Consider the following 12,087-nt stretch of genomic DNA (forward strand, 5'->3'; position numbering starts at 1 on the left):
GTGTGTGGCGCCATCTGGCGCATCACCCTGTTGGACGAAGGCGGAACGGGAATATTTAGGCGGGAACGGGCCGGGGCGGCGGCCCGACGGGCATGGCCGGGTCCTGGCGGGAGAACCGGGCGGAAACCGGATGGTGTCGCGGCCTGCCGGCCAGGCCGCGACCGCGCTGGTCACGACGACGCCGTCATGCCCGCGCCTCGATGAACTCCTTGAAGCGCTTGAGGTCGCCCTCGACCTTGCGTTTGAGCACGCCGGCGGCATCTCCGACCGCCTCGACCACGCCCTCGGTTTCGTAATTCATGCGCACCGACACCCGGGTCGCACCCGCATCCAGCGGAGAAAAATTCACCTGGCCCGAGTTCTCCGCCCCCGCCACGCTGCGCCACGCGATGCACTGGTCGGCGACATTCTGCGTTATCTCGGCATCCCACTCCTTCTGCTTCCCGCCGACCTCGGCGCGCCAGTGCAGACGGCGGTCATCGAGCTGCCTCACCTCTTCGACACCCTCCATGAACCGCGGAAATTCCTCGAACCGGCACCATTGCTGATACGCGACCTGCACCGGCACCCGGACGTCGATCGACTCTTCGATGGTTGACATAGCACCTCCTTTTTTAAAAAGGCGGGCGAACCGGTGCAAATCTCGTTCCAGAGGCGTGGCGCGGCGCCGGCACCCGCCAGGGCGATGGGGGCACGAGCGGTGCAGAAATTACGCGCAGCACTGGCAGAACAGGCCGGGAATGCCGGACACTGGGGGAATCGCGGCGTGCGGATGCCGCCACACAGGGGTACCGGCGGGGATCAGGCGTCTTGCCGGTATCCGGGAAGAGGGCAGGGATGCCGCCCCGCTGCCCGACTCATTCCCCTTCCCCACCCGGCGACGCATGCCCTGGCGCACGCCGCAGCAACTGCGTGCGCCGGTCGGCGGCCAGCGACAGATAGCGCTCATAGTGGCGCAGGATGTCCGCGATGATCTCTTCCTGCCGCAGATACTGGATGTCGTAGCCTTCGCGGCCATCCTCGAAGAACGTCACCGGCGCATAGGCGTGCTGGCGCCGCGCCTCCGGCTCGGCCGCCTCGCGTACCAGGAACGAGGGCAGCGGCTGGCGCCGGCAATGCACGCCGTAGACGAAGTCGCGCATGTCGGCCACCGGGATGGTCAGTCGCGCGCCTGGGCCGCCCGGCTCGCCCGGCTCGGTATCGTCAGCGTGCAGCCGCACCGTGCTGGCGACGCCGCGCCGCTCCAGCTCGGCCGACACGTCGCGCATCGCCGGCACCACCGCGCCTTCGATAAACTGCCGCACATCGGTCTCGCTGGGCTGGTGGACGATCTGCGCCAGCCGGCGGCGCCAGTGCTGGCCGCTCCAGAAGCTGGTGGCCGGCGCCAGCTCCTGCGATGAATGCGCGAGATCCGCCTGCAGTCCCTGCCATAGTCCGTAGCACAGCGCCAGCATCACCAGCGCCACCGGCAGCGCCGCCACCAGGGTCATGGCCTGCAATGCCTTGAGGCCGCCGGCCACCATCAGGATGGCCGCGGTCGCGCCCAGGACCGCGGCCCAGAACAGGCGCTGCCATACCGGCGAGCCGCTCGCGCCCTGCGAGGCGATGGTGTCGATGACAAAGGCGCCGGAATCCGCCGAGGTCACGAAGAACACCGCGATCAGCACGATCGCCAGCCATGACAGCACCGTGCTGAACGGGAAATAGCCGAAGAAGCGGAACAGCAGCGCGTCGACATTGCCGGCCGCCTGACCCAGCGCGCCCGCGGCGGCATGCATGTCGAGCCAGATCGCGGTATTGCCGAAGGCCGTCATCCACACCAGGTTGAACGCGGTCGGCACCAGCAGCACACCGATCACGAACTGGCGGATCGTCCGTCCGCGCGAAATGCGCGCGATAAACATGCCGACGAACGGCGACCACGAGATCCACCAGGCCCAGTACAGGATGGTCCAGTCGCCGAACCAGCCGGCATCGCGCGTGGGGGCATAGGCATAGGTCCGCAGCGACAGGCCCACCACGCTGGACAGGTAGTTGCCGATATTGTCGCTGAGCGCGCGCAACAGCGTCACGGTCGGCCCCTCGACAATGATGAAGGCCAGCAGCACGAAGGCGAGCGTAAGGTTCAGCTCGGACAGGCGCCGCACGCCCTTGTCGAGTCCCGTTGCCGCGGAGATGCCGGCCAGCGCCACCACGGCGGCCACCAGCCCGACGCGGAAACCCGCGCCGCCGGTATCCCAGCCGACCACCTGCTCCAGCCCCGCGCCCAGCTGCAGCACGCCGTAGCCCAGCGTGGTGGCAATGCCGGCGATGGTGCCGACCAGCGCAAAGGCATCGACGGCATGGCCGGCAACGCCGTTGATGCGCTGATGCAGCACCGGATACAGCCCGGAGCGCATGGTCAGCGGCAGGTTATAGCGAAAGCCGAAGTACGCCAGCACCAGCCCCATCACGCCATACACCGCCCAGGCATGGAAGCCCCAGTGGAAGAACGTCATCAGCATGGCCTCGCGCGCGGCCCCGGGCGTGCCGCCGGCGGCGGTCGGCGGCTTCAGGTAGTGCTGCATGGGCTCGCCCACGCCGAAGTACATCAGCCCGATGCCCATGCCGGCGGCGAAAAGCATGGCGGTCCACGAGACAAAACTGAACTCGGGCCGGGCATCGTCGGGCCCCAGCCGGATGTCGCCGAATCGGCTGCCCGCGACCAGCACCAGGAACAGCAGGAAGATGGTGACGGTGAGGGTGTAGAACCAGTCGAAATGGCTCGTGACCCAGGCCTGTGCTTCGGAGAACATGGCATCGGCCTGGCGCGGGTACGCGGCGCAGAACCCCAGCAGCAGGCCCACCGCCAGCAATGCCGGCACGACCACCTGGGGCTTGAGCGTGGTGCGCGGGCGCGCGGGGGCCGGGCCGGAGGTGCCAGGCGCGGCGGCGTGCGGGTCGTTCATGCAAGCTCCTGTCGCGTTGTGCCAGCTTGCATGATGCCAGAGGGATGGGTATTAACGGGGCGACGAGATTGCCGCCACTGATGGTTCGCTCCCCTCCGCCGCGTGCGGCAAAGGGAGAACCCCGGGCGGCGGGTAGCGCATAGCGGCTGTCGCCGTGTGCGGCCCGGTCGGAGATTTAGCTTGGGCGCTCACGCCGGTACCCCGCCACCAGTTGCTTCATCGCGCGGAAGGCGGTGGCGCGATCGTCCCCCAGCAGGAAGGCGTGCACGCCTTGCTCGCGCCATTGCTCGCATTGTCCGGCCGCGCGCGGAATGGCGCAGAAGGGCACCCCGCGGGCCTGGCAGGCCTGCGCGATGCGGCGGATCGCAGCCTGCACGGATGGATGCTGCGCGTCGGCGGGAACGCCCAGGCTTTGCGACAGGTCGATCGCGCCCTCCAGCACCATGTCGATGCCCGGCACCGCCACGATCTCGTCGATGGCGTCGACGCCGGCGCGGTCCTCAATCATCGCCACCACCATCAGCTCGCGATTGGCCCGCTCCATGTACTCGGGCAGTGCCAGCGTACCGAAGCCAGTGGTCCGGCCGCCGGCGATGCCGCGCTTGCCGAGCGGGTGGTAGCGCGCGCTGTGGACCGCCAGTTCGGCGGTCGCGCGGCTGCATACGTGCGGCACCACGATGCCCTGCGCGCCGGCATCCAGCACCCGCAGGATGATGTCCGGCGCTGCCCATGGCACCCGGACCAGTGCCGTGGTGCCGGCGCATTCCGCGGCGCGGATCATGTTCTCCAGCGTCTGCGGGTTCACGCCGACATGCTCGAGGTCCAGGATCACGAAATCGAAGCCGGCGTAGCCGATCATCTCTGTCATCAGCGGCAACGGCAGCGAGTTGATCAGACCGAACACATCGCGCCCGTCCGCGAGCGCGGCCTTGAGACGGTTAGGCTGCAGCATGGGCATCCTCCACCGGCAGGTAGCAGTGCCGCGGGTGCGGGTGGCGCAGGAAGTCGTGGTGCGAGATATGCCAGGCATAGGCGCCGGCATACGGAAACACCACCAGGTCGCCGGCGCGCACGCTGTCGACGTACGCGTCGTGCGCGAGGATGTCCTTGGGCGTGCACAGCTGACCGACCACGCTGACGCGCGCCTCGCGCACGCCGGGGCGGGCGAACGGATAGCGCCAGGACGCCACCGGCAGCACCCGGAACGGGTGGCTGTGCCCCTGCGCATAGGGCGTGCGGAAGTGGTGCGTACCGCCGCTGGCCACGGCGAAGGCACGGTCGAAGGCGTGCTTGACGTCGATCACCTCCATGGCGTAGTAGCCGCAGAACGCGGTGATATAGCGTCCGCATTCGAAGCGCACGGTCAGCCCGTCGCGCTGCTCCGACAGCGCCGGCAGGCCTTCGGCAAAGCGGGCCCAGTCGAACTGCCGTTCGGGCTCGCGGTAATTGACGCCGATGCCGCCGCCGACGTTGACCTGGTCGAGCATGTCGAGCCCGTATTCTGCGCGCCAGCGCCTGACCTGCTGCAGGTAAGCATCGAGCAGGCGCAGGTGGGCGGCGGCGTCGAGCTGGTGGGACATCAGGTGGAAATGGAAGCCGCGCAGGCGGATTTCAGGGTGCGCGCGCAGCCATGCCAGGCATGCGGGCAGCTGGTCCCCGGCGATGCCGAACGGCGTGGGCTTGCCGCCCATCATCAGCGTGGTGGCCTGCAGCCCTTCGAGCGCCAGGTTGACGCGCAGCAGCACCGGGGCCGTGGTGCCGCGCTCTCGCGCGAGCCAGGCCAGGCGTTCCAGTTCATGCAGGCTTTCCACATGCAGCGCCTCGACCCCGAGTTCCAGCGCGCCGGCCAGTTCCGCATCGGTCTTGCCGGGGCCGCTGAAGATCAGCGGCACCTCGGCAAAGTGCTCGCGCACCCAGGCCAGCTCGCCGCCAGAGGAAATCTCGAAGCCATGCGCCAGCGGCGCCAGGGTCTGCAGGATCGGCAGGTCGGAGTTGGCCTTGATGGCGTAGAACAGCTCGAAGCCCGGCGGCAGGCTGCCCGCAATGGTGGCGGCGTGCGCCCGCAGCGCCTCGAGGTCGTAGACGTAGGCGCTGAGCGGGGCGCCAGCGTCGGCGAGCGCCCGGTGCAGGTGGTCGGCGACGTGCGACCAGCGCAGTACGGGGGCGGTCATTGCCATGCCGCCTCCATGCCGGCGAAGGGAATCGGGTTGGCGACGGGCACGTAGGTCGAGGCGCGGTCGGCGCGCTGGAAGAAGCGGTTGCTGAAATTGGTCTTGGCCGGGAACGGGCGGCCGGCCAGCAGGCCGTTGATGCGCCGCGCCGACGCCGCATTGCCGTGGCGATGCTGGTAGGTGTGCAGGTGATGGCGCACCACCGCCCACAGCCGCGCCGTCAGGGCCTGCCTGCCGGCACCGAGCTGTGCGATCACTTCGCACAGGTTGTTGACGAACACGCAATAGGCGACGCGGTTCCAGCCCTGCTCCTCGTCATACCATAGCGACGACCGGGCGCGTTCGCTGATGCCGGCCATGGACGAGGCGGGATGGCGCGCAGGCGTCAGCTTGACCCCCTCGAAGTCGCGCAGGAACAGCTGCGCCGGCATGTCCTGGCGCAGGCCCAGCACCACGTTCTGCAGGTGCGGCTCGAAGATGATGCCGTGCGCGAAGAAAAGGTGGAACACCGGGTAAACCAACTGTTCCACATAGGCGGAGAACCAGCGCTCGGTCATGGCATCGACCGTGGTCCTTTCCTGCGCGGCGAGCGCCGTGAGCAGGCGCTGCATGCGCGCATCGCCGTAATAGTGGTTGCCGAACAGCGAGCCGGCCAGCAGCGGCACGCAGTCGGGCGCGCGCAGCGTATCCACGCTCTGGCGCAGGATCAGGCCGAAGCCTTCGATGACCTGGCGGTTCTGCTCGATGTCGGCGTGCCCGAGATCGACCGACAGGAACGCCGGCTCTTCCATCAGCGCCAGGCCAGGGAACTCGCGCGCCAGTTCCGGCAGCAGCGGACGCAGCACGCGGTTGACGTGCATGGCGCTTTCCAGCTCATACCATGCGTTCTTGCGCACACAGTTGGTAATGCGGATATTCAGCGACAGCTTGTAGAAGTACGGATTGCCAGGCTGGTACAGGGTCCGGATCGACGAAGTGGGAAAGAAGTCCGCGCCCTGCGTGCCCAGGTCTTGCAGGCGTCCGCTTGCCAGCGCATCGCGCACGAGCGGATGCTCGCGCAAGTAGCCCGCCTGCCACGGATGGACCGGCACCGCGACGCGATCGGCGGCTACGGCCGGGGCATTCGCTGCGATCAGCTGGTCGCAGCTGGCGTCGAGCAACGACTGCTGCGCGATGTCATCGCGCGGCACCGCGAACCATGCCAGCGCAAAGCGCGTGCGCAACTCAGGCGAGTAGCGCAGCAGGTCCTCGTCGGAAAAGCCCTGGCGGCTTTTCGGCGTGGGATGGAAGGGGTGGCCAAAGGTCAGCGATTGTTCGGAATCGATATAGGCGTCGACCGGATCGGCCGGGATCGTCGCGGATACCGGCACCGACAGCACTTCGGTGCTGACGGCGACGCTGTTGCGGATCTGCTCCATCAGCTCGGTGTTGGGGGGCAGTTCATGCTGTTGCGCCATCTCGCGCAACAGCAGCGCGGCCAGCGCTTCCCAGTCGAGCAGCGCCCACGGCTTGTTCTCGGCCTTGTGGAAGACCGGCGACAGGTAGCGGTAGTTGCCGGTCAGCCAGGCACCGCCGACCACGGCCAGCAAGCGGTCGTGGATATGCGGCAGCTGCACTTGCAGCACCTGGGCCGGTTCGCGCTGCAGGGTCATGGCGATGGTCGCGGGCCAGTCGTTTTGCCCGGCCGGCGGGCCGACGCGCAACTGGCCGGCCGGGGCCGCGACCTCACGGCAGTAGCAGTTCAGCAGCGTTTCCTGGCAGCGCCGCGCGGCGGCCAGTCCGGCCAGTTCCGCCATGTCAGCCAAGGGGCGGCGCGTGCCGGCAGGTTCCATCTTGCTTTGCGTTTGCATTGTCTTGTGACCTCGTTCTCGGGAGGGATCAGAGCGGGCTCATCCGCTGTCGGGCGGTAAGAAGGTAGGCGACGGCCGGCACCAGCAACGCCGCGCCAAGCAGGTAGGGCGCACGCTGGCCGGCCAGGCTGACAGCGGCGCCGGCGCCAAGCCCGGCCGCGACGCCGCCCCATTTCGAACTGCTTTCGAACCAGCCGAAGGTGCGGCCGGCGTTGCCCGCGTGCACCACGCTGGCCACCAGCGCATGCAGCGCGATAAAGCCGACCGTCATGGCGATGCCCATCAGCACCCGCCAGGCCACCAGCGCGGGCAGCTCCAGCGGCGCGGCCTGGGCCAGCAGCGCGACCGCCAGCGTGCCGTAGGCGGTGGCAAGCAGCGTCAGCGATGGGGCCAGCCCCAGCCGCCGCGAAAGCAACGGTGCCGCCGCCAGGTACACCAGGTGCGGCAGGCCGAACAGCAGCCCGGCGGCGGCCGTGGAGAGGGCGGGCATGCGGTGCTGCAGGTCCGGGATGAAGTAGGGGAACGTCGCCACGGTGGCAAGCACGAACGCGAACTGCAGCACATAGATTTGCCGCGGCGTCGCCGGCGCCGCCACGCCGGCGCCGGTGGAGCGTGCCGCCGGCCGCTGCGCCGCGCCGGTGGCGTCGCCCGCCGGAAGCCAGGCGATCAGCGCCGCGGCGGCCAGCGGCAGCAGCGCCAGCCAGCGGTACAGTTCGATCGGCGATCCGGCCCCCATCCACAGGCCGAGGCAGGCCGGCGCCGCCACCAGCGCGGCGCGCGCCGACCATTGCATCGCCGTCAGGCTGCGGGTGAGGGTGGTGCCGCTGGCGACCGTGGCCAGGTAGGCGTTGGAGGCGGAGAACGTTCCGCCCAGCACGCCCTGCAGCACCAGCGCCGCCAGGAACGCAGACGAGCTGGTCGCGTAGCTGGCGAGCAGGAAGCTTGCCGCCAGCCCCAGTTGCGCGCGCATCAGCAGCGGCTTCTTGCCGAAGCGGTCCGCGAGCCGGCCCCACCATGGCGCCGAGATCGCCGCCAGCAGCGTTGGCACCACGTAGAACGCGCCCGCGAGCCACGGCACATCGTTGTGCAGCGAGCGCTGCAGGATCAGGGCGAAGAACGGCGGCATGCCCAGCGCCGCAAACGCGGCGATGAAATGGCACAGCATCACCACCGCGACCACCCGGCGCGTGCCGGCGCTCATGCGGCCTCCCTGAGGAAATTGGGGGCACGCTTGCCGTAGAACTTGTTGACGTCGGTCGCGCCGGTCTGGGCCTTTTCCGCCAGCGACGCGGCGGTCAGCAGGTACTTCAAATGCAGCCGTTCGTCGTCGAGCAGCACCTGGCGCGCGCAGGCGGTGTCTTCACCCGCGGCGGCCAGGTCGGCAAGGACGGCCTCCACGTGGCGCCGCACGCGCGCGTAGCCGGCGGCCGGGTCGGTGCCGCGACGCTGCGCCAGGCCTTCCACCAGCGCCGCGATGTTCAGTTGCAGCGTGATGGTGACGAACATCTGCGCCAGCGGCAACGCCGCGTCGACGCCGATGCGCTGGTCTTCCAGGCCGTCCAGGCGCGCCGCCAGTGCCGGCCAGCGGCGCGCGAGCATGGCGCGGTCGATGCGCGCGGCATCGTTGTCCTTGAGCATCAGGCGCAGGCCGTCGTCGCCGTAGACCAGCATCGAGTTCTGCTGGTTCGATTCCAGCGCCACGCCATAACGCAACCACAGCGTCAGGTGCAGCTGCAGGGTCAGCGCCAGGTAGGCGTCGAGCCAGGCCTCGAGATCGCCGCCGTGATAGCGGCCAGCGAGTTCCTCGGCCACGCACTGGCCACTGGCGGTTTCGGCCAGCAGGCCCGCCACCGGGACCACCGTCTTGTCCGCCAGTTGCGGCTCGGGATAGCGGCGCAGGATATAGCCCAGGAACGGGCGCTGGTCGACATGGGCGCCGTTGGCCTCGTCGGTCAGCAGCACCTGCCCGTGCAGGGCGGGTTCCTGCCGGACAATGTCGCCAAGCAGGGTCTGGATGCGATGGCCATCGCCGATGGTGCTGGGCTTGATGGTGCGGATGTTCTTGGCGCCCAGGGTGCGGATCGTCAGCGGCAGCTTGATATGCCAGGCGGGAGCGTCGAGCACGACCAGCGAGCGCACCGACAAGGTGGGCGACACGCGCAGGCAGGCGCGCGGTGCGCGGATGACCTGCCCGTCAAGCCCGGCATCGGCGAGGAAGCCATCGAGGTGATGCTGCCAGACGAAGGGATGCACCGGCACCAGCGCATGCGAACGGGCCAGCGCGGGATCCAGGCCGACCTCGGCGAACTCCGGCCAGCAGGGTGGCAGCGCGTCGCCGCTGGCATGATGGCACTCGCGCGGGACCGCAAGCCAGTTCAGCGCGAATGCCGGCTGGAACTCGGGCGCGTAGCGGGGCAGGTCGGTGGCGGCAAAGCCCAGCTTGGCGCGCGCGGTGGGGTAGTAGGGGTGGTCGAGAAAGCCCGCGACGCGATCGTAGTGCAGCATGCGCTGGTTCCAGGCGGGCAGCGCGTGGCCGCCAGCGCTGCCCGCCTGCGCGAACCAGCGTGCGCGCTCGGCCATCGAGACGGTGCGATGCTCCGCCGCGGCACGGCATTCGTCGAGGTAGGCGGTGAACAGGCGCGCATCTTCCCCGGGCAGGCCGTCCGCGAATGCGGCCAGGATGGCGTCGACCTCATGCAGCGCGGAGAACGCGCCGGCCGCCTCGCGCAGCACGGGCAGGCGAGTCAGGCGCCATTCCTGCATATAGCGCGTCGGGGTGACCGGGATCCACAGGGTGCCGGCGCCGAGGTGCGGGACGCGCAGCCACTGCTGGCTCGCATCGAAACCGCGGGCATCGGCGGCGGGTAGCGCTTCAGCGCCGCGGATTTCGCCCCGGCTGACGCAGGCGCGCACGTCTTCGCGCAGCAGGGTGTCGACCACGCGGACGCAGATATAGGCCGCATCGGCATGGGTCGCCGTGGCGGACTCGCTCGTCTGACCAGGCAGGCGGGCGGTCATTGTGCGATCTCCCAGGCCAGCTTGCTGCTGGCCAGTTCGACCGCCGCGGCAAGACCCGCGCTGTCGGGACCGCTGCCGCGCAGCACGCCCAGGTAATCCTTGTTGGAGTGGGTCAGCTGGATCGCGTCGCCGACCTTGCGCAGCGGCTGGTAGGTCAGGCGAACGCCTTCGCCTTCATGCTGGCTATGGGCGGGCGCGTGCCGCAGCGTGCCTTCCGCCTGCGCGGTGAAATAGCGGATCCACGCCGCCCGCCTCGGCACCTCGAGTGCTGGCAGCGCCTCGCCCAGGTGCAGGCGCAGGACCTGCTCGAACAGCGGGAACTGCAGGGTGTCGGACAGCAGGAACTCGCGGTAGTCGCCGATGCTGCGGTAGTTGATCTCGATCAGCCGCGGGCCCTTCGCGGTCAGCACGTATTCGGTATGGCAGGCGCCGAAGCCGATGCCGAAGCGGCGGATGGTGTCCAGCACCTCGGCTTCGACCGAGGCGGGCAGGCCGGTGCCCCATACCGCTTCCAGCTCGACGAAGTACGGCGGCGGCGACAGCGTCACGCGAAAACCGCCCAGCGCGCGCAGCTCCTTGCCATCGCCCAGCGTTTCGAGCGTATACAACGGGCCCTCCAGGTATTCCTCGAGCAGCAATACCTGGCCCGGGTGCCGCGCCCAGATCGCGCCGCAATGCCCGGCCAGCTCGGCGTGGCTGCGCGCCAGGCTGACCTGCTGGCTGGCGACGCCTTCGCGCGGCTTGACGATGCACGGCATCGGCACGTCGGCCAGCGCGGCCAGGCTGGCGCTGTCGCAAACGACCGCGTGCCAGAGCGTGTCGATGCCCGACTCTGCCAGGCGCCGCCGCATCTCTGCCTTGTTCTTGGCGGCGTAGGCGGTGCGCCAGTCCTTGCCTGGCAGGCCAAAATAAGCCGCGGCGATCGCCGTGGCGGCCTGCAGGTGATCGCTATTGGAAAACACGGCCGCGGGCTTGCCACCGCGGCGCGTGATGGCATCGATCACCGCCAGCGGGTTGAAGACATCGCACGGGACGATGTCATCCGGGTAGGCGGGCAGGCCGGTGCCGGCAAAGTGTGCGCGATGGGCATCGGCACAATCCGTCAACAAGACGACGGAGTGCCCGAGCGCGCGCGCCGCCGGCAGGAATCCCTCGTTGACGGCGGGGGTCGGTACGTGTGCGAGTACGAAAATCTCTTGCATGAGTCGGGCCTCAGGTGGAGTGCGGGGGAGCGCAATGTGCAACGCAGGGGGTACGCAGCAGCCGAATCATGCTAATGCGACTCATTCTCACGCTCAACGCAATCGAGGCCTGGAAGCGGCATTTGCCATGGCCCTTCGGGCCGTTTGTTCCGTACTCGGGTGCCATCCAAAGCACACCATCCGGGCCCGGTACATATGTCCGGTAGGAACTTTGTGCTAGCCAGGCCACTTGTGCGGGCGGTTTTGCCGCTACGGGTCTTGGCCTGTTATTGAGAATCAGTTACATTACGCGTCCGCCGTGATGCGCGTTTCCCGCAGCCGGCACTGTCATGGTTGGCCCGAGACCGAACGCCTATGCCCCCAAAGTTCTTGCTCATGCTTGCCGTCTTCCCGCTTTATCAGGCATGGGACCTGTACCAGCTTGTCAGCAGCGGGCCGTCGTTCCACTTTTACGCCGAAACCGCGGCGACGCTTGCGTTCCTGGTGATCCTCGGGATCGTGATCGGAGAGCGTCGGCGCGCCTTGCGCGCGTTCGAAACGCTCAAGCATTCGGCCGATGCCGCAGTGCGCGCGGCGGCCGAACGCGACGCGGCCGCACAGCGGTCCACGCGCGACTTCCTGCAGTCGATGCAGGAGCAGTTCGAGCGCTGGGGCCTGACCCCGGCCGAAAGGGACGTCGCATTACTGCTGGTCAAGGGCCTGTCGCTGGAAGAAATCGCCGGCGTGCGCGAGACCGGGGCCAAGACCGTGCGGCAGCACGCCGCCAACCTTTATGCCAAAGCCAAGGTCAGCGGACGGCATCAGTTGGCGGCATTCTTCTTCGAAGACCTGCTGGCGCCGCGTCCTGGTAGTGGAACATAGGTCGGCCAGCCCGGCGCGCGTCTTGACGCCGCCATCC

Annotated in this window: 9 protein-coding genes; 1 reads left to right on the plus strand and 8 read right to left on the minus strand. The window is 68.7% G+C overall.

All coding sequences use genetic code 11. The features are described from left to right. Positions 1–184: 184 nt before the first annotated feature. The 8 genes from GA0116996_RS24640 to GA0116996_RS24675 all read right to left on the minus strand — a co-directional run bounded on the left by GA0116996_RS24640 (position 185) and on the right by GA0116996_RS24675 (position 11,189). Complete coding sequence (locus GA0116996_RS24640; protein ID WP_092316818.1) at positions 185–601, minus strand: SRPBCC family protein; 417 nt, start codon at positions 599–601, stop codon at positions 185–187. Between the two features lie 256 nt (positions 602–857). After that, entirely contained in the window at positions 858–2,948 is a 2,091-nt protein-coding gene (locus GA0116996_RS24645; protein ID WP_092316821.1) for a BCCT family transporter, read from the minus strand. 175 nt (positions 2,949–3,123) lie between these two features. Next, positions 3,124–3,900, minus strand: a complete 777-nt coding sequence (locus tag GA0116996_RS24650; RefSeq protein ID WP_092316824.1) for an HpcH/HpaI aldolase family protein — start codon at positions 3,898–3,900, stop codon at positions 3,124–3,126. Beyond that, the gene (locus GA0116996_RS24655; RefSeq protein WP_092316827.1) at positions 3,887–5,119 is read right to left on the minus strand and encodes a type III PLP-dependent enzyme; all 1,233 of its coding nucleotides are present in this window, start codon (positions 5,117–5,119) and stop codon (positions 3,887–3,889) included. The genes GA0116996_RS24650 and GA0116996_RS24655 overlap by 14 nt, the downstream gene beginning before the upstream one ends. After that, positions 5,116–6,969 carry an IucA/IucC family protein gene (locus GA0116996_RS24660; protein ID WP_244159976.1) on the minus strand — a complete coding sequence of 618 codons (1,854 nt, stop codon included), beginning with the start codon at positions 6,967–6,969 and terminating at the stop codon, positions 5,116–5,118. The genes GA0116996_RS24655 and GA0116996_RS24660 overlap by 4 nt, the downstream gene beginning before the upstream one ends. 28 nt (positions 6,970–6,997) lie before the next feature. Continuing rightward, the gene (locus GA0116996_RS24665; protein ID WP_092316833.1) at positions 6,998–8,170 is read right to left on the minus strand and encodes an MFS transporter; all 1,173 of its coding nucleotides are present in this window, start codon (positions 8,168–8,170) and stop codon (positions 6,998–7,000) included. Further along, positions 8,167–9,987: an IucA/IucC family protein gene (locus GA0116996_RS24670; RefSeq protein WP_092316837.1), complete on the minus strand. Its 1,821-nt coding sequence runs from the start codon at positions 9,985–9,987 to the stop codon at positions 8,167–8,169. Before GA0116996_RS24670 ends, GA0116996_RS24665 begins: the two co-directional genes overlap by 4 nt. Continuing rightward, positions 9,984–11,189 (minus strand): ATP-grasp domain-containing protein, encoded by a 1,206-nt coding sequence (locus GA0116996_RS24675; RefSeq protein WP_092316839.1) that lies wholly within the window; start codon positions 11,187–11,189, stop codon positions 9,984–9,986. Before GA0116996_RS24675 ends, GA0116996_RS24670 begins: the two co-directional genes overlap by 4 nt. Positions 11,190–11,564: 375 nt before the next feature. Here GA0116996_RS24675 and GA0116996_RS24680 point away from each other — a divergent pair, with 375 nt between their 5' ends. After that, the gene (locus GA0116996_RS24680; RefSeq protein WP_244159977.1) at positions 11,565–12,050 is read left to right on the plus strand and encodes a helix-turn-helix transcriptional regulator; all 486 of its coding nucleotides are present in this window, start codon (positions 11,565–11,567) and stop codon (positions 12,048–12,050) included. Positions 12,051–12,087 lie beyond the last annotated feature (37 nt).

Origin of the sequence: Cupriavidus alkaliphilus (assembly GCF_900094595.1) — a bacterium.
GTDB lineage: Bacteria > Pseudomonadota > Gammaproteobacteria > Burkholderiales > Burkholderiaceae > Cupriavidus > Cupriavidus alkaliphilus.

Excerpts from the sequence above, each read along its gene's own strand:
- GA0116996_RS24650 (WP_092316824.1), bottom strand. The coding sequence starts at position 3,900 with ATGCTGCAGCCTAACCGTCTCAAGGCCGCGCTCGCGGACGGGCGCGAT.
- GA0116996_RS24665 (WP_092316833.1), bottom strand. The coding sequence starts at position 8,170 with ATGAGCGCCGGCACGCGCCGGGTGGTCGCGGTGGTGATGCTGTGCCAT.
- GA0116996_RS24645 (WP_092316821.1), bottom strand. The coding sequence starts at position 2,948 with ATGAACGACCCGCACGCCGCCGCGCCTGGCACCTCCGGCCCGGCCCCC.
- GA0116996_RS24670 (WP_092316837.1), bottom strand. The coding sequence starts at position 9,987 with ATGACCGCCCGCCTGCCTGGTCAGACGAGCGAGTCCGCCACGGCGACC.
- GA0116996_RS24660 (WP_244159976.1), bottom strand. The coding sequence starts at position 6,969 with ATGCAAACGCAAAGCAAGATGGAACCTGCCGGCACGCGCCGCCCCTTG.
- GA0116996_RS24640 (WP_092316818.1), bottom strand. The coding sequence starts at position 601 with ATGTCAACCATCGAAGAGTCGATCGACGTCCGGGTGCCGGTGCAGGTC.
- GA0116996_RS24675 (WP_092316839.1), bottom strand. The coding sequence starts at position 11,189 with ATGCAAGAGATTTTCGTACTCGCACACGTACCGACCCCCGCCGTCAAC.
- GA0116996_RS24680 (WP_244159977.1), top strand. The coding sequence starts at position 11,565 with ATGCTTGCCGTCTTCCCGCTTTATCAGGCATGGGACCTGTACCAGCTT.
- GA0116996_RS24655 (WP_092316827.1), bottom strand. The coding sequence starts at position 5,119 with ATGACCGCCCCCGTACTGCGCTGGTCGCACGTCGCCGACCACCTGCAC.